The 16,966-nt window shown below is 58.8% G+C and carries 13 protein-coding genes; 1 reads left to right on the top strand and 12 read right to left on the bottom strand.

Annotation, left to right across the window (positions count from 1 at the left end; translation table 11 throughout):
* Positions 1-3 precede the first annotated feature (3 nt).
* Together DFS28_RS12390 and DFS28_RS12385 are read right to left on the bottom strand one after the other, a co-directional pair.
* Positions 4-870, bottom strand: coding sequence for a DUF4123 domain-containing protein (locus DFS28_RS12390; RefSeq protein ID WP_111450011.1), 867 nt, complete (start codon positions 868-870; stop codon positions 4-6).
* A complete protein-coding gene (locus DFS28_RS12385; RefSeq protein ID WP_111450010.1) occupies positions 861-2,909 on the bottom strand; it encodes a type VI secretion system tip protein VgrG in 2,049 nt (682 codons plus the stop codon). The genes DFS28_RS12390 and DFS28_RS12385 overlap by 10 nt, the downstream gene beginning before the upstream one ends.
* Positions 2,910-3,150: 241 nt before the next feature.
* Between DFS28_RS12385 and DFS28_RS12380 the strand changes: the two genes are divergently transcribed.
* Positions 3,151-4,452, top strand: coding sequence for an OprD family porin (locus tag DFS28_RS12380; protein ID WP_111450009.1), 1,302 nt, complete (start codon positions 3,151-3,153; stop codon positions 4,450-4,452).
* A gap of 120 nt (positions 4,453-4,572) precedes the next feature.
* On the opposite strand, the gene DFS28_RS12375 is transcribed toward DFS28_RS12380, so the two are convergent.
* The 10 genes from DFS28_RS12375 to DFS28_RS12320 all read right to left on the bottom strand — a co-directional run bounded on the left by DFS28_RS12375 (position 4,573) and on the right by DFS28_RS12320 (position 16,889).
* On the bottom strand, positions 4,573-5,517 hold the full coding sequence (locus DFS28_RS12375; RefSeq protein ID WP_111450008.1) for a carbohydrate kinase: 945 nt from the start codon (positions 5,515-5,517) through the stop codon (positions 4,573-4,575).
* A gap of 13 nt (positions 5,518-5,530) precedes the next feature.
* Complete coding sequence (gene xylB / locus DFS28_RS12370) at positions 5,531-7,027, bottom strand: xylulokinase (RefSeq protein ID WP_111450007.1); 1,497 nt, start codon at positions 7,025-7,027, stop codon at positions 5,531-5,533.
* A 224-nt stretch (positions 7,028-7,251) separates the two neighbouring features.
* Positions 7,252-8,724: a mannitol dehydrogenase family protein gene (locus DFS28_RS12365; protein ID WP_111450006.1), complete on the bottom strand. Its 1,473-nt coding sequence runs from the start codon at positions 8,722-8,724 to the stop codon at positions 7,252-7,254.
* Positions 8,725-8,740: 16 nt separating this feature from the next.
* Complete coding sequence (locus DFS28_RS12360) at positions 8,741-9,844, bottom strand: ABC transporter ATP-binding protein (RefSeq protein ID WP_111450005.1); 1,104 nt, start codon at positions 9,842-9,844, stop codon at positions 8,741-8,743.
* Positions 9,845-10,008: 164 nt separating this feature from the next.
* A complete protein-coding gene (locus tag DFS28_RS12350) occupies positions 10,009-10,839 on the bottom strand; it encodes a carbohydrate ABC transporter permease (protein ID WP_111450004.1) in 831 nt (276 codons plus the stop codon).
* A 10-nt stretch (positions 10,840-10,849) separates the two neighbouring features.
* A complete protein-coding gene (locus DFS28_RS12345; protein WP_046055095.1) occupies positions 10,850-11,776 on the bottom strand; it encodes a carbohydrate ABC transporter permease in 927 nt (308 codons plus the stop codon).
* A gap of 175 nt (positions 11,777-11,951) precedes the next feature.
* The gene (locus tag DFS28_RS12340) at positions 11,952-13,262 is read right to left on the bottom strand and encodes a sugar ABC transporter substrate-binding protein (protein WP_111450003.1); all 1,311 of its coding nucleotides are present in this window, start codon (positions 13,260-13,262) and stop codon (positions 11,952-11,954) included.
* Between the two features lie 344 nt (positions 13,263-13,606).
* Positions 13,607-14,512: an AraC family transcriptional regulator gene (locus DFS28_RS12330; RefSeq protein WP_111450002.1), complete on the bottom strand. Its 906-nt coding sequence runs from the start codon at positions 14,510-14,512 to the stop codon at positions 13,607-13,609.
* Positions 14,513-14,590: 78 nt separating this feature from the next.
* Entirely contained in the window at positions 14,591-15,454 is an 864-nt protein-coding gene (locus DFS28_RS12325) for a phospholipase (protein WP_111450001.1), read from the bottom strand.
* Positions 15,455-15,593: 139 nt separating this feature from the next.
* Positions 15,594-16,889 carry a glycosyltransferase gene (locus DFS28_RS12320; RefSeq protein WP_111450000.1) on the bottom strand — a complete coding sequence of 432 codons (1,296 nt, stop codon included), beginning with the start codon at positions 16,887-16,889 and terminating at the stop codon, positions 15,594-15,596.
* Positions 16,890-16,966 lie beyond the last annotated feature (77 nt).

Below are 16,966 nucleotides of genomic sequence, written 5' to 3'. Positions count from 1 at the left end.
GGTTCATTGGGGATTGGCGGATGCTGTTTGCATCAGCTGTTCGACCTTGATGAACGACTCTTCCCTGGATTGCAGGATGGCCATTGCTTCTGGCCGGGTTTCAAGCAGCGGTCCGTCGACGACGGAGGCGAGCTTGAGCAAGTGATCACCTTCGTAGATGTTGTTGTTGAGCAAAAGGTCCAGGTTCTCGGTAATTTCATTGATCCGATCATCACCGGGCTCACCGAACGCTGCATATTGCTCATCGACCCAGTACAACCAACCCAGCCGCGCTTGAATCTTTGCTGCGTTGTCGGGAAGGTTGAACGCCGGGCCATCGCCACGCCACTTCAGTTCCGACTTCGCCGTCCACGACAGCCATGCGCCGCGTTCTTTGCCGAAGTGGCTCGGAGCGGGGCTGTACACCGCTTGCCAAGGACCGAACAATTGAATGGACGTGTCACCCGCGGTGTAGGCCAACGCAGCCCACAGGCTAGGTTTGTGATAACTCAACAGGCTTTGGCCGCCGGAACCGTCGTTGGCTCGTAGCAACCAGCGCGCGTGTGCGAGGGCCTGAGTGGCATCTTCTGCGACCAGGGCAATGCCCGAGTGGTTTTCTTCGCACAGTCGCGTGGCTTCGACTGCCAATCGGCTGCCCCAAGGCGCCGTGAGCCAGAGCGGACCTTCGTTGGCGATCTCGGCAAAGTCAGTGCTGCTGAACAAGGCCTGAGCATTCATCGGTTCACCGATGCGATACAGACGAGACATAGCCTCGGGCTGGCGTCCGCGATCGATGATGAAACACAGGACCTGACTGGACTGTTGCCTGGGTAGCGACTCGAATCCGTAACGAGGTGCGGCCAGCAGGGTGTTCATGGCGTTTACATGCATGTGCAATCCTTACGGCTGCAGGCGCCGTTGCTTTGCTTGCCGCATAACGGAGTGATGCCCGATTCGTTGAGGCGGCTGGGGAGAGGGGCCTTGCCTGCTACATCCGCATCCGCCACCTTCATCGGCCCCGGCAACAAAGGCGCAGCAGGCGTCCCCGAGCCCGGCCCACCGCCCGAGTTAACCTTCACCTGCGCACCACTGATGGTCACGCCCCCCGCATCCACCTTCACAAAGCTCCCGCCAGCCTTGGCCGTCAGCTCCATGCCGCCCTCAACCACAACCTTTTCCCCTGCGTTGTAGTGAATCTCCTGGCCGGCCTCGACAAACTGCGCCGTCCCCACCTTCACATGCTGGGTCACGCCAACGGTGAGGTGATCATCCGCCCGGGTTTCAGTCTTGCGGTCGAGGTGGGTGATGCGATGTTCTTCAACCTTGAACTCGCTTAAAACATTGGCCTCGACGGTGTCGTGTCGCTCGTTGCCGACGCGAATCTTCTGGTCATGCTCGATGTTTTCATCCCAATCGCGCTGGGCGTGCAGGTAGATCTGTTCTGCGCCTTTCTTGTCTTCAATCCGAAACTCGTTGTAGCCGTTGCCGCCCGGCGAGCTCAGGGTTTTAAAGGTGCTGCGGGTCTTGTTCGCCGGCAGGTCGTAGGGGACGACGTTTTCCTTGTGGTACAGACAGCCGGTGATCAGCGGTTGGTCGGGGTCGCCTTCCATAAACGACACCAGCACTTCCATGCCGATGCGCGGGATGGCGATGCCGCCGTAGGCACTGCCGGCCCAGCCGGTGGCGACGCGCAGCCAGCAACTGGTCTTGTCGTCGGCCTGGCCTTCGCGATCCCAGTGGAACTGGACTTTGACGCGGCCGTATTGGTCGGTGTGGATTTCTTCGCCCTTAGGGCCGGTGACGATGGCGGTCTGGCTGCCGAGGACTTTGGGTTTCGGGTGTTCGAGGGCAGGGCGGAAGTGCGCGTCCCACGGGGTGGCGAGGAAGCGGTTGCGGTAGCCCTGGTGGAAATCGTCTTTGTTTTGGGTGACGTCGCTGGTGACGTTTGCGCCGAGCACTTGCGGCTGTTTGCCTTCGTGCACCACTTCCAGCAGCAGCCAGAGGTCGTTCCACTCGGCGCGCGGGTGTTCGCTCAGGGCCATGAAGTGGCCGCTGACCAGGGTTGGCTCGTCGCCTTTGCCTTCGGCCAGTTTGTAGTCGCTGCGGTGGCGTTCCAGGGCGCGGGTTGCCAGTTGCTTGCCGCGTTCGCGGTCGGTGAAGCGGCCGGGGTAGTCGTAGTCTTCAAGGTCCGGGGCGAACGCGCTTTTGGCGGAGCCCTCGGGCAGGATGCGCGGTTTCTCGAAGTCGTAATCGCGGCGGCTGACGCGGGTAGTGCGGGTTTCCAGGCGCAGGTTGAAGCGCTTGATCACCGGTTTCTCGGCGGCCATGCCGGAGTCTTGCTGATAGGCCACGGGCGCAAGCTTGCGGAACACCGTCTGGTCATCGCCGAACACCAGTTTGTGGCCACTGGTGCTGTGCTGGAAGTGGAAGTGAATGCCTTCTTCTTCGCACAGGCGCTGGATGAAATGCAGGTCGGATTCGTCGTACTGCACGCAGTAATCGCGTTCCGGGTAGATCGCGCCGAGCTGGAAGCTGTAGGCATCGGCAAGGATGCCGCGCGCTTCGAGGACCTGAGCGATGATCTTCGGCACACTTAAGTGCTGGAATATCTGCTGGTCATGGTTGTGGCGCAGGTAGGCGAGTTGCGGCACCAAGCTCATGCTGTAGCGGGTCAGGCTTTTGCCGGAATCGCCTTGTTCGATGCGGTACACCAGGCCGTGGATGATGCCTTTGCCGGTGGCGCCGAAGGTCAGGCAGCCGGGCTTGTGCAGCAACTCTTCGAGTTTCAGGTCGGGGCGCGCGCTGACCAGTTCGATGTCGAAACAGAACGGCTGGTTGAGGGTTTCGCGACCGACGAAGCTGAGTACCTGAAGGTCAACGGAAACGCCTTCCAGCGTCAGGGAAATATGGGTTGCGTTCGCGTCCAGCATGCCTTTAATTCCGTCCTTTGAATAAGCTGGGGCGGATGGTGCAGGATTAAAGCGCCTCGTTCAAGGAAACGAATAGTCATTTACCGACTAAAGTCGTCTGTAGCCTGTAACAGCCTTCTGCCATCATCGCCGCTCACTTCTATGTGTCCACTTCATCCTGGCAAGTTACTTGTCCGGGCTGAAGGCTATTTTCTGGCTTATTGCGCCTTGCGCAAACGCTGCACTGTTGGAGCTTTTTTTCATGCGTCCCCCCTTTATTCTCATCACCGCGCGCCAGTCACTCGGCTTCGGCGCTTTAGTCCTGTGCGCCGGTTTTACCGGGTCGGCCTTTGCGAGCGGTTTTATCGACGACACCACGGCGAAACTCGAGTCGCGCACGGTGTATTTCAATCGCGACTTCCGGGATGGACACACGTCCACCGAGCAGGGCGCTTCGAAACGTGAAGAGTCGGCCCAAGGTTTTATCCTCAATCTGCAATCGGGTTTCACCGAAGGCACCGTCGGCTTCGGTATCGACGCCTTGGGCATGCTGGGGCTCAAGCTCGATTCCAGCGCCGACAGCAGCAACAGCGGTTTGCTGCCGTCCACGGGTCAGGATCCGCGCGGGTCGAAAGACGAATACGCAAAACTGGGCCTGACCGCCAAAGTGCGCGTCTCGCAAAGTGTGTTGAAGTACGGCGCATTGCTGCCCGACGTGCCGTTGCTCAAGTACAACGACGGTCGTTTGTTGCCGACGATGTTCAACGGCGCAATGCTCACGTCCAAAGAGGTCAAGGACCTGACCTTTATGGCGGCGCGGCTGGACAAGTACACCGCCCGGGATTCCACCGATTCCCAGGACATCCGCGTGCACTGCAAGAACAAGCGTTATGCCTGCAACGTCACCGCCGATCATTTCGACATGTACGGCTTTGACTACAAGATCAACGAGCGCCTGACCGGCCAATATCACTACGCCGAGCTGGAAGACATCTACCGCCAGCACTTCATAGGCTTGCTGGCCAACCAGCCGTTGGGCGAGGGCGTGCTCAAGGCTGACCTTCGATTGCTCAAGAGTGCCGACAGCGGCGCTGCTCGTGCAGGTTCCATCGACAACCGCGCCCTGAGCGGCATGCTCGCTTACGCCATCAGCGGCCACACCTTCAGCGCCGGTTGGCAGCGCATGAACGGCGACAATTCGATGCCGTATCTGGATGGGACCAATCCCTACCTGGTCAACTATGTACAGGTCAACGACTTCGCTGCTGCACAGGAGCGCTCGTGGCAGCTGCGTTATGACTATGACTTCAAGGCGATTGGCATTAATGGGCTGAGTTTCCTGACCCGTTACGTTAACGGTGACCATATCAAGGTGCTGGGCAGTGATCAGGAAGGGAAGGAGTGGGAGCGCGACAGCGAACTCAAGTACGTGGTGCAGAGCGGGATGTTCAAGGATGTCAGCCTGCGATTGCGTAATGCGACGTACCGGACCAACTACGAGAAGTTTGCCCGGGATGTGGATGAGACCCGGTTGATTGTGAGTTACAACTTTTCGGTGTTATAGCCGGAAGATTAGCGGTGTAAGTGACGCCCCCTTCGCGAGCAAGCCCGCTCCCACATTTGGTTTTGTGTACGACATCAATCCAATGTGGGAGCGGGCTTGCTCGCGAAGGGGGCATCACATTCAGCGCATTTCCAACTGATGGCGATATGGCAAGTCCGGCCCGGTCTTGCTGCAGGTCAGCGCCGCAGCTTGGACTGCGAATTTGAGCATGGCATCAATCTGCTCACGACTCAGCTGCTGCACACCCTCAACCGAATCCAGCTGCTGCTCCGTCAGCCAGGTAATCAACGCCGCCTGGAACGTATCGCCAGCGCCCACGGTGTCGGCGATTTTCACTGAACTCGCCGGTACCGACCAGGAGCCATGCTGACGGCTGAACACCGTCGCCCCCTCGCCACCACGGGTCAGAAACACCAACTGACAGCGATGCTGCAGCCAACCTTCAATGACCCGTTGCGGATCCTGCTCGGGGTACAACAGGCTCAAATCCTCATCGCTGACTTTGATCAGGTCGGCCAGCTCAATCAGGGTGGCAATTCGCGAACGCCACAGGTCGATATTCGGCTCAGGATTGAGCCGCACGTTGGGATCAAGGCTGATCAAGCGTTTACCGCTTTCCCGTTGCACCAATGCCAACAGCGTGTCGGCAATCGGTTGCACCACCAGCGAAAACGAACCGATGTGCAAGCCGCGCACCTCAGGGCCCAGTTCCGGCAGGTGCTCGGTTTTCAACTGACGATCCGCACAGCCTTCACCCCGGAAGCTGTAATGAGGTGAACCATTGGCACCGACGGCCACCATCGCCAGGGTCGTAGGCGCAGCGAAATCCACCAGGTAATCCGGGCGCACGCCTTCATCCTGCAGCACCTGCTGCAAGCGTCGACCAAGATAGTCGGTGGACAGGCCGGCAAACAATGCAGCATCCACCCCCAAACGGCGCAAACCCACCGCGACGTTGAACGGCGAGCCGCCGGCAATCGCCTTGAAATTCACTTTTGAAGCCAGGCCGCTGGCGTCGTCTTCACTGAAGAAATCGAACAGCGCTTCGCCACACACCAGGTACATAGTTATTCACTCTCTAAAGGGTTGCGACATGCTGTTGATAGCGTTCGTAGGCTTGCTGACAGGCCGCCACATTGTCTGCGATCGGCAAGGTTTCGCTGGCGGGATCGAGCTTCACGCAGCGCTCGCAAATGTCCTCCAGGCTGTCTTCATGCCCGTTTTTCCAGGACGTGCACCACGCCGCCTGAATCGCAGCGCCAAGGGCCGCGGCTTCGCTTTGTTCGGTGCAGATGACTGGGGTGTTCATGATGTCGGCGACGATCTGCCGCCACACCGGGCTTTTCGAGCCGCCGCCGATCAGGCAGATGCTGCGGCTTTGTAAGCCATTCTGACGCAGCAGGTCCAGCCCATAACGCAAACCGAAGGTCGTGCCTTCCACCACGGCGCGGCACAGGTTGGCCTGGGTCAGGTTGGTCATGGTCAACCCCAGCAGGCTGCCGGTGGCATGGGGCAGGGCGGGGACGCGCTCGCCGTTGAGGAACGGCAGCATGCTCACGCCTTCGGCACCGATCGGTGCTTGCGCGACGAGGTCGTTGAAATGTTCGATATCCAGCTCGAACAGCTCGCGAATCACCCCGGTCGCATTGGTCAGGTTCATGGTGCAGATCAGCGGCAGCCAGCCACCGCTGGAGGAGCAGAACGTTGCGACGCAAGCGTCCGGACTGACTGTCGGCTGGTCAGCGTAGGCGTACACCGTCCCCGATGAACCGAGGCTCATGGTGATAGCGCCGGGCTTGATATTGCCGGTGCCGATGGCGCCCATCATGTTGTCGCCACCGCCGCTGGAGACCAGCGTCTGCGGGTTGATGCCCAGGTGTTCGGCGATGCTCGGCAGGATCGTGCCGACGGCTTGATGAGCGTCGATCAGCTCCGGCAGCGCGGCTTGCAGTCGCCCGGTGGCATCGATGTCACGCAGCAGCTGCAAGTCCCATTGGCGGCTGCGCACGTTGAAATACCCGGTGCCCGAGGCGTCGCCGTACTCACTGCAACTGCGGCCGGTGAGCCAATAGTTGAGGTAGTCGTGGGGCAGCAGGATGCGCGCGATGCGAGCGAAAATCTGCGGGTGTTGTTCTTTGGTCCAGAGCAGTTTGGAGACGGTGTAGCCCGGCGCGATCACAACGCCGAGGCGTTCCAGCGAGCCTTTTTCGCCACCCAGATGGGCCAGCAGACGGTCGTTTTCCGGGGTGGACTCGGTGTCACACCAGAGTTTGGCCGGACGCAGCACCTGACCCTGATCGTCGAGCAGCACCAGCCCGTGTTGCTGGCCGGAAACGCCGATGCCGAGGATGTCCTGGCCATCGACCTTTGCCGCGAGCAATGCGCGGCGGGTGGCAAGCGCGAAGGCTTCCAGCCATTGCGAGGTGTCTTGCTCGCGACGGCCGTTGGCGCCAGTGATCAGGCTGTGCGCGGCGGCACCCTGGCCCAGCACCTGACCGCTGACGGCGTCGAGGATGATGGCTTTGGTGCCTTGGGTGCCGCAGTCGATGCCGAGGAATAGTTGTTGGTTTGCCATGGGCGGTCCTGCTGGTTTGTAACGTTAATCTGAAAACCACCCCTCACCCCAGCCCTCTCCCCAGAGGGGAGAGGGGGAAAGGGGGCCGATCTTTGTGCTTTTCAAGCCTGAGTTCGACTCGATTTTTCAGGTCGATGTAGCACCAAGAGCAACTCGGTCAGTCCCCTCTACCCCCTGGGGAGAGGGTTAGGGTGAGGGGTGGTTCTCTCTGACACTCAAGCCACCTAGGCCAGCACCCGCTCCAAAGTCCGCGTCACGCCCACATCCCGCAAGCTGTTACAGCACCACTCAAACGCCGCCACAAACTCCGGTGAATGCGGGATCGCCGTACCGAAAATCTCCTCAACCGCCAGCAACCGCTGCGTGATCAACGCATCATCCGCCACCAGCGCCTGACAGAACGCCGCCCGCGGATCAGGAATGCTGTAGGTCTCGCCATTCTCGTCCACGCCCTTCAAATACAACGCCCAAGCGGCCACCACCAATGCCGCGCGCGTCGTCTCTCGTCCATCGGCAATCAATCGATTGATCGTCGGCACAGTGAACTTCGGAAATTTCGACGAACCGTCCGAACACACGCGCTCCAGCTGATCGGCAATCGCCTGGTTGGAGAAGCGCGCCTCCAGGGTGTTTTTGTACTCGGTCAGGTCAATCCCCGGCACGGCTGACAGTTGCGGGGTCACGTCCAGGTCCATGTAGGCACGCATGTAGCGCACGAACAGCGGGTCGTTCATGGTTTCGTGAACGAAGCGGTAACCCTTCAAAAACCCCAGATAAGTCAGTGCCAGGTGACTGCCGTTGAGCAGTTTGATCTTCATCTCTTCATAAGGCGTGACGTCGTCGGTGAACTGCACGCCGACCTTTTCCCAGGCTGGCCGACCGTTGACGAACTTGTCTTCCAGCACCCATTGCACGAAGGGTTCGCAGACCACCGGCCAGGCGTCGTCGATGGCGTGTTTGTCGTGCAGTTGCAGCTTGTGCTCGGTGCTGGTCATAGGCGTGATGCGGTCGACCATCGCGTTGGGGAAACTCACGTTGCTGGCGATCCAGTCCCGCAGATCGGCATCACGCAGGGCGGCGAACGCCAATAACGCTTTGCGAGTGACCGCGCCGTTGTGCGGCAGGTTATCGCAGGACATCAAGGTGAACGCCGGTGTGCCGGCTGCACGGCGTTTGGCCAGTGCGGCGCAGAGAAAACCGAACACGGTTTTCGGTGCGTTCGGGTGCGCCAGGTCGTGCTGGATTTGCGGCAGCTGGGCCATGAACTCGCCGGTGCTGTCGTCGATGCAGTAGCCGCCTTCGGTAATGGTCAGCGAAACGATACGGATCTCGGGGCTGGCGAGCTTGTCGATCAGTGCTTGTGCGCCGTCTTCAGCCAACAGCATGTCGCGAATCGCACCGATCACTCGGACCTCGGTATCGTCGGTATCGCCCAACTCGAACAGGGTGAACAGGTAGTCCTGCTCTTTGAGATCGTCCCGGGCGCGGCGGTCTTCGGCGCGCAGGCCGACGCCGCAAATCGCCCAGTCCAGACCTTCGCCGGTATTCATCAACGCATCGGTGTAATACGCCTGATGCGCCCGGTGGAAACCGCCGACGCCGATGTGCGCAATGCCTTGGCGGGTGTCGCTCAGGGCGTAAGCGGGCAGGACCACCTCGGGGGCGAGGCGGTTGAGGTTCTGTTTATTCAGTTTCATCAGATACTCTCTAAAATCAGGCCGCAGCACGCAACGGGCGGGTCAGCGCCACGCCGTCGGCATCGAATAAATGGCAGTGCTCGGCGTCCAGGTGCAGGCTCAACGACTCGCCATAACGGCTGGCCAGGTCGCCGCGAACGCGCATGGTCAGCGCTTCGCCGGACGAGGTCACCACGTGGCAGAAGGTGTCGCTGCCCAGGCGTTCGCTGACGTCGGCGGTGACCTGCAAGGTGCAGTCGCCGGATTGCGCGAGATTCAGATGCTCCGGGCGAATGCCCAGGGTGACCGCGCCGCCGACGCTCAGGTTGGCGCCGCTCAGCGGCAACGTGATGCGGGTGCCGGCATCCAGCAGCACTTCGCAGCTCTGGCTTTCGACGCGGGTGACTTTGCCCTTGAGGAAGCCCATTTTCGGCGTGCCCAGGAACCCGGCGACAAACAGGTTGGCCGGTTGGTGATACAGGTCCAGGGGCGAGCCGACTTGTTCGACTTTGCCGCCATTGAGTACTACGACTTTGTCGGCCATGGTCATGGCCTCGACCTGGTCGTGGGTCACGTAGATCATCGTGGCTTTGAGTTCTTTGTGCAGGCGCAGCAGTTCCAGGCGCATCTGCACCCGCAGGGCGGCGTCGAGGTTGGACAGTGGCTCGTCGAACAGGAAGATTTTCGGATTGCGCACGATGGCCCGGCCGATGGCCACGCGCTGACGCTGACCGCCGGACAACTGTTTCGGTTTACGTTCGAGCATCGGCCCGAGTTCGAGGATGCGCGCCGCTTCGCCGACTTTCTTCTCGACTTCGGCTTTCGGTACGCCAGCCAGGTCGAGGGCAAAGGACATGTTTTTGCGCACGCTCATGTGTGGGTACAGGGCGTAGGTCTGGAACACCATCGCCAGGTCGCGCTTGGCCGGGCTGACTTCGGTGATGTCGCGGCCATCGAGTTCGATGGTGCCGCCGCTGACTTCTTCCAGGCCGGCAATCAGTCGCAGCAACGTGGATTTGCCGCAGCCCGACGGGCCGACGAACACTACGAATTCTTTATCACGGACTTCGAGATCAATGCCCTTGATGATGGAAAAGCCTTCGAAGCCTTTTTGCAGATTCTTGATTTTCAGGTTGGCCATGATGATGGGCCTCCACTTGTTGTTATTCAGTTGAGCCGTGCGGGCTTTTTTGTGGGAGTGAGCCTGCTCGCGATGAGGCCGTGTCAGTCAGCATCACTGGTGAATGACACTCCGCTATCGCGAGCAGGCTCGCTCCCACAGTGGTCGCGTTGAGTCGGCGATCTTCATTTCACGGCGCCGAACGACAGGCCGCGGACCAATTGTTTCTGGCTGATCCAGCCGAAGATCAGGATCGGCGCGCAGGCCAGGGTCGACACCGCTGACAACTTGGCCCAGAACAGACCTTCGGGGCTTGAGTACGAGGCGATCAACGCGGTGAGCGGTGCGGCTTTGGACGAGGTCAGGTTCAGCGACCAGAACGCCTCGTTCCAGCACAGGATCAGCGACAACAACACCGTGGACGCCAGACCGCCCTTGGCGATCGGCAGCAGCACCCGGACCATTTCCTGCCACAGCGTGGCACCGTCGAGGCGCGCGGCTTCAAGGATGTCCTTGGGGATGTCTTTGAAGTAGGTGTAAATCATCCAGACCACGATTGGCAGGTTGATCAGGGTGTAGATCACGATCAGCGCGATGCGCGTATCGAGCAGGCCGAAACTCTTGGCCAGCAGGTAGATCGGCATCAGCACGCCCACTGGCGGCAGCATCTTGGTGGAGAGCATCCACAGCAGCGTGCCTTTGGTGCGTTTGGTTTCGTAGAACGCCATCGAGTAGGCCGCCGGCACCGCGATCAGCAGGCACAGAGCCGTAGCGCTGAAGGAAATCACCACCGAGTTCCAGGCGAAGCTGAAGTAGTCGCTGCGCTCATTGATGTGCAGGTAGTTCTCCAGCGTCGGCGTGAAGAGGAACTGCGGCGGCGTGGCGAACGCATCGATTTCGGTTTTGAAACTGGTCATCACCATCCAGAAGATCGGGAAGAAGATCAGGATCGCGATGGCCCAGGCCAGGGTGCCGAGCAGCAGGCTTTGCAGACGGCGGGATTGTTGAAGGGTCATGGCGCAGGCCTCAGGCTTTGTCTGTCAGGTTTTTGCCGATCATCCGCACCAGCACGATGGCGGCGATGTTGGCGATCACCACCGCGATCAAACCGCCGGCGGACGCCATGCCGACGTCGAACTGCACCAGCGCCTGGTTGTAGATCAGGTAGGCGAGGTTGGTCGAGGCGTAGCCGGGGCCGCCGTTGGTGGTGGTGAAGATTTCAGCGAACACCGAGAGCAGGAAGATGGTTTCGATCATCACCACCACGGCAATCGGCCGGGCCAGGTGCGGCAAGGTCAGGTGCCAGAAAATCGCGATCGGCCCGGCACCGTCGAGGCGCGCGGCTTCCTTCTGCTCCTGGTCGAGGGACTGCATGGCGGTCATCAGGATCAGGATCGCGAACGGCAGCCATTGCCAGGACACAATGATGATGATCGACAGCAGCGGGTAGTGCGCCAGCCAGTCCACCGGTTGCGCGCCGAACAGTTTCCAGACGTAGGCGAGAATCCCCGACACCGGATGGAAAATCAGGTTCTTCCAGATCAGCGCACCGACGGTGGGCATGATGAAAAACGGCGAGATCAGCATCACTCGCACGATGCCGCGACCGAGAAACTCACTGGCCTCCAGCAGCGCACTGATCAACACGCCGAACACCACGCTGATCAGCAGCACGCTGCCGACCAGCAGCAAGGTGTTGGTGGCGCCGGGCAGGAACCCCGAGTCGCTGAGGAAGTAGCTGAAGTTCTCCAGCCCCACGAACTCGTTTTCGCCGGGGTAGAGCAGGTTGTAGCGGATCAGCGAGAAGTAAACGGTCATGCCCAGCGGCACGATCATCCACAGCAGCAACAACGCCACCGAGGGACTGACCAGGAACCAGCCGGGGTTGGCCAACCGGCTTTTACGCACCGGTTGGGGAATGTCCATGTGAGCTTTGGCAGTTGAAATATTCATGGTGATAGAACCGATTCATGCAGACCTATGAAGATCTAATGTGGGAGCGGGCTTGCTCGCGAAAGCGGTGTGTCAGGCAATATTGATGCTGGATGAAGCGCCGTCTTCGCGAGCAAGCCCGCTCCCACAGTGATTGTGTTTCACCAGTGGGAGCGGGGGTTACCCGCAAAGGGGGTTACTTGGGGTAACCGGCGCGCTTCATTTCACGTTCGGTGGTTGACTGGGCAGCGGTCAGGGCCTGGTCGACCGTGGTCTGGCCGATCAGCGCTGCCGAGAACAATTTGCCGACCTGGGTGCCCACGGCCTGGAATTCAGGAATGGTCACCAACTGGATGCCGATGTACGGCACGGGTTTGAGGGTCGGTTTGCTCGGGTCCGCGGCTTTCAGCGATTCAAGGGTCACCTTGGCGAACGGCGCAGCCTTCATGTACGCATCGCTGTACGTCGATGCGCGAGTGCCTGGCGGCACGTTGGCGATGCCGTCTTTCTCGGCAACCAACGCACCGTATTCCTTGGAAGTGGCCCAGGCGCTGAAGGTTTTCGCCGCGTCCTTGGCCTTGGAACTGGTCGGAATTGCCAGCGCCCAGGAATACAACCAGGCCGAGCCTTTGTCGGTGGTCTCGTGCGGTGCGTAGGTGAAGCCGACGTGGTCGCTGACCTTGCTTTGGGTCTTGTCGGTGACGAAGGAGCCAGCGACGCTGGCATCCACCCAAATGGCGCATTTGCCGCTGTTGAACAGCGCGAGGTTTTCGTTGAAACCGTTGCTCGACGCGCCCGGCGGGCCGGATTTTTTCATGGTGTCGACGTAGAAGTTCAGCGCGTTCTTCCACTCGGGGCCGGTGAATTCCGGCTTCCACTGCTCATCGAACCAGCGCGCACCATAGGCATTGGCGACGGTGGTGATCAGCGCCATGTTCTCGCCCCAGCCGGCCTTGCCGCGCAGGCAGATGCCGTACTGTTCTTTATCCTTATGGGTGAGTTTGCTGGCGAATTCACTGATTTGGGTCCAGGTCGGGTGCTCGGGCATGGTCAGCCCGGCTTCCTTGAACAGGTCGGTGCGGTAATAGGTGATGGAGCTTTCGGCATAGAACGGCAGGGCATACAGCGAACCCTTGACCGACAGGCCTTCGCGCACCGACGGGAATACGTCGTCGAGGGCATAAGACGCCGGCAAATCCTTCATCGGCTCCAGCCAACCTTTGGCGCCCCAGAGTGCGGCTTCGTACATGCCGATGGTCAGTACATCGAACTGTCCGCCCTGAGTGGCGATGTCGGTGGTCAGGCGTTGGCGCAGAACATTCTCTTCCAGCACCACCCAATTGAGCTTGATGTCCGGGTGCTCGGCCTCGAAGGTTTTCGAGAGTTTTTGCATACGGATCATGTCGCTGTTATTGACGGTGGCGATGGTCAGGGTCTGGGCGCCGAGGCTGACGCTGCTGAGGGTCATGCAGGTGAGGGCAAGCAGAGCTTTTACAGAAGGTTGCATCGTGCACTCCTTTTCTGCACCCAGCGGGTACAGAAGGACAGTTATTGTTTTTGTGTCTTCCGACGGCAGGAAGAATGTGCACTGATTACAGCCTTCAATTGATGACGTGACAAATCATCCATCGCACTTCAATCGATACTATTTTGCACTGGACTTTGAGGGGAGAGGTGCAGGGGACGGGTTTTCAGCGGTTAAAGCCTATTGAATACGTACAGGTTTTCAGTGCGAAAACAGGTCTTAACCTGTGGGAGCGGGCTGGCTCGCGAAGGCGTCGTGTCAGTCAATATCACTGTTGAATGATCCACCGCTTTCGCGAGCAAGCCCGCTCCCACAGGGATTTGTGGTTAACCAAGGTTTTGTTCGGTCAACCGCTGCACCGCCAACCGTCGGTAATGCGATGGCGTCATGCCCTTGAGCTGCTGGAAGCGCCGATTGAAGTTGGAAATATTGTTGAAACCCGACTCGAAACACACGTCGGTGACCGGTTTGTTGCCATCGGCCAGCAGCTCGCAGGATTTGCTGATGCGCAGGCGATTGACGAATTCGATGAAGCAGCGGCCGGTGGCTTGCTTGAACACTCGACTGAAATAGGTCGGCTTCATGCCCAAGTGCTCGGCGACTTCTTCCAGCGGCAGTTCCCGAGCGTAATGCGCGAAGATGTAATCCACCGCCCGGTTGGTGCGATCGATAGTGTGCTCGTCGGCCAATTGCGGCGTCGTGGCCCCGGACAGCAGCTGATAGTCGTCAGAGGCAGCCAGCAACTCCAGCAGAATGAAAAAGTGCCCGAGACGCGTCACGCCTTGGGTATCGGCGATGCGCTGCATCAAGGTCATGGCTTGGCGGATGGTGTGCTTGCAGCGAAACTCGATGCCGTACTGGGCGCGCTCCAACAGTGGCGCCAGTGCCTTGAGTTCGGCAAACACCAAGTGGCCGCTGTCGAATAACTCGTCCGTGAAATTGACCAGCATGTCGCGCTTGGGCACCACTTCGTCTTCGGCCACCTGGCTGATCCAGTTGTGGGGCAGGTTGGGGCCGGTGAGGAACAGCGATTGCGGATAGAAATTACCGATGTAGTCACCGATGAATACTTTGCCGGAGCTGGCGACGATCAGATGCAGTTCGTATTCCTTGTGAAAATGCCAACGCACCAGCGGGCAAGGGAATCCGTGCTGACGGTAGATGATGGACAACCCGTTGTGGTCGTCCATCAATTCGTAGGAGGGGTCTGTCACGCGGGCTGTTCGGGTCATATCAGGATGCTTTTCTTGTTATCGCTGTTCGATCATGCCTCTTTTGGCGCCTGCTGTGCCAGCCTGCCACGACTTTCGCTAACGGGGGAGCCGATCGCGCGCTTTTATCAGGTTTACCGTTCGGCAATAAGAGACGATGTTGGACTCTTCAATGAAATCGACGTTGATGATGTTGCATTTTGACGCCCAGTCGCTGGTATTCGGATCGAACCAGGAATCAAGCTCGTCATGAATATCCACGGGGCCACCGAGCGCGCTGTAACTGGTGGCGGAAAGTGACCACGGTGCCCCTGTGCCTGGCGGGTATTTCAGTACATTAATAATGTGCTGCTTCAAATCAGCGGCGTTAGTGACACCGCTGCCAGACCATTTGTGCCTGATCTGCTCGTGAAATACAGTTCGATCAAGAGCGCTGTGCCATGGAGCGGCGACCAGTATCCTTTGCAGTGGGCTGATTTGCTTGAGTCTCTCAAGGCTCAGGCCCTGGTTTTGGACAGGAATCATCCGATGGTCGATAAACCTCAACATCATGTCGTTGAAGTAGTTGAAGTCAAATGGATGCTCGCCATTCTTGAGTTGGTGAAAGTCCACAATGACAAACTCATCTGGATTTTCCATAAGGAATCTATTTAGGTCGGTTATCAGGTCTCCCAGCGTGCGATTAGAGCGATGACTGTCATGTGTAAATATGAATTTTCCTAACCCCGGGGCAGCGGCGTCATAGATCAGGCGGGCGTCAAGTACTCGAGACCCATGACACAGTTGGCTATAGAACGATTCATGCTGACAGGCCACCCAGTGGGGGGGAGGGCCGAAAAAAGGCCAGGGCGCTTTCCAGTCGCAGCCGGCGTTATGAGTGCCAGGCAGCGTCAGTTCGCTGAGCGATAAAGTGTTAATGGCTGGCGTGGCGGACATCCAGTTGTTATTGGCGTAGTTGCTCATTTAATGCATCCTTGCATTAATTTATAAGAAGGGTTGATGGCGCCGAACTTAAGTAAGTTTGGCTGGGTACTTATAAAGTTGAGTGTCAGGCTCGGTCAATAATAGTGATAATGCAAAATGTTTGTTGTTGGCGTAAGTTCTATCGCGGATTCCGATTCTTTGCCTCAATCCATTGCGCCATGTATTGCGTACTTTTGTGATGGTGATGACGCAACATACTTCCCATAAAGTTGTCGTTTCTAAGTTGTGCCAGATGTTGTTGGCAATGCAATAACTTTTCGATCAGTGCCGGACCATGTTCCGATTGTCGATAACGCGCGGAGAGCAACGTTTGCCCAAGGGATTGGGCGTCCGTCCACAGAGCCTCGTCCTTGTACAGCTGAACCGCGCACTCGGCGAACGCCTGTGCCGTTCGGGTCACAGCTCCCGGCCAGAGATGTTCGCCATGCATCGCTTCTGCGCCGATTGGCGTTGTGACGGTGGGCGTGCCACACAACATGGCGTCGACAATTTTGCCTTTGATTCCGGCACCGAAGCGTAGGGGGGCCAGACAAATCCGCGCGCCAGACATGACCTGCAATGCATCTTGCGCCCAGTTCATCACATGAAAACCCTGGCCGGGGTTGTGCAATGCCGTCGCTTTGGGCGGTGTGTAGGCACCGTAAATGTGCAATTGAGCCTTTGGCAATTGTTCGCGGATCAGCGGCCAGATAGTGGTTTTCATCCAGAGCACCGCATCCCAGTTCGGCGCATGACGGAAGTTGCCGATGCTGAGAAAGTGCGCGCGGTCTTCAAAAGAAACCGGTGGCACGCTCGGTAGATCGACCATCAGCGGGCACCAGTGCAGCAAGTGGCGCGGCAGCTTGAATTGCTCGACCAGCAACTCGATCTCTACTTCAGAAATCATCAGATTCAGGTCGCAACGATAAATCGCTGCGATTTCCCGTTTGGCCAGATCGGTCTCGGCCATGAGCTCAAACTCTTCGCGTAACGCTGGCGCGAATAGCTCATTGAAGTCATTGGCGTCATCACTCGCCTTCAAACGCTCCTTGAGGCGTTGATGGCGGGCATCTCGCAGGCTTTGCAGGTCGGAAGTCTCAAGCACGCGCAAGGCATCCGGGCAGTGCTTCTCAACTCGCCAGCCGAACTGTTCTTCCATCATGAACCGATCGAACAAAACGATATCCGGGGCCAGTTCGCTGATGAACGTGTCGAAACTGCTGTTGTTCAATTCGATCGGAACTTCGCGAATGCCCAACACCGTCAGGTCTGCCCGATGCTCACCGGAGCTGGCCGGACTACTGAAAGTTATGTCCCAGCCTTGCTGCAAGAAAGTCTCGAGAATTTGCATCATATGCCCACCGGCCGCTGAAGAGCGGGGCTCGGGCCAGACGTAACCGATGACCAGGACTTTGGTTGCGTGGGGCTGGGTCATGAACCGGTATTCCTTGATGTAGGTAGAGAGTGGACGCGAGAGAGGGGCACCATTAAATCACAGCAGACGGAACTGAA

Origin of the sequence: Pseudomonas sp. 478 (genome assembly GCF_003254125.1) — a bacterium.
Taxonomy (GTDB): domain Bacteria; phylum Pseudomonadota; class Gammaproteobacteria; order Pseudomonadales; family Pseudomonadaceae; genus Aquipseudomonas.
The sequence above is the reverse complement of the archived record's forward strand: the minus strand, read 5'-3'. Positions and strand labels throughout refer to the sequence as shown.

What these genes read in the sequence shown, in the direction of transcription:
- DFS28_RS12345 (WP_046055095.1), bottom strand. Translation starts at nt 11,776, where the DNA reads ATGAATATTTCAACTGCCAAAGCTCACATGGACATTCCCCAACCGGTG.
- DFS28_RS12350 (WP_111450004.1), bottom strand. Translation starts at nt 10,839, where the DNA reads ATGACCCTTCAACAATCCCGCCGTCTGCAAAGCCTGCTGCTCGGCACC.
- xylB (WP_111450007.1), bottom strand. Translation starts at nt 7,027, where the DNA reads ATGGCAAACCAACAACTATTCCTCGGCATCGACTGCGGCACCCAAGGC.
- DFS28_RS12340 (WP_111450003.1), bottom strand. Translation starts at nt 13,262, where the DNA reads ATGCAACCTTCTGTAAAAGCTCTGCTTGCCCTCACCTGCATGACCCTC.
- DFS28_RS12375 (WP_111450008.1), bottom strand. Translation starts at nt 5,517, where the DNA reads ATGTACCTGGTGTGTGGCGAAGCGCTGTTCGATTTCTTCAGTGAAGAC.
- DFS28_RS12320 (WP_111450000.1), bottom strand. Translation starts at nt 16,889, where the DNA reads ATGACCCAGCCCCACGCAACCAAAGTCCTGGTCATCGGTTACGTCTGG.
- DFS28_RS12325 (WP_111450001.1), bottom strand. Translation starts at nt 15,454, where the DNA reads ATGAGCAACTACGCCAATAACAACTGGATGTCCGCCACGCCAGCCATT.
- DFS28_RS12330 (WP_111450002.1), bottom strand. Translation starts at nt 14,512, where the DNA reads ATGACCCGAACAGCCCGCGTGACAGACCCCTCCTACGAATTGATGGAC.
- DFS28_RS12360 (WP_111450005.1), bottom strand. Translation starts at nt 9,844, where the DNA reads ATGGCCAACCTGAAAATCAAGAATCTGCAAAAAGGCTTCGAAGGCTTT.
- DFS28_RS12390 (WP_111450011.1), bottom strand. Translation starts at nt 870, where the DNA reads ATGCATGTAAACGCCATGAACACCCTGCTGGCCGCACCTCGTTACGGA.
- DFS28_RS12380 (WP_111450009.1), top strand. Translation starts at nt 3,151, where the DNA reads ATGCGTCCCCCCTTTATTCTCATCACCGCGCGCCAGTCACTCGGCTTC.
- DFS28_RS12385 (WP_111450010.1), bottom strand. Translation starts at nt 2,909, where the DNA reads ATGCTGGACGCGAACGCAACCCATATTTCCCTGACGCTGGAAGGCGTT.
- DFS28_RS12365 (WP_111450006.1), bottom strand. Translation starts at nt 8,724, where the DNA reads ATGAAACTGAATAAACAGAACCTCAACCGCCTCGCCCCCGAGGTGGTC.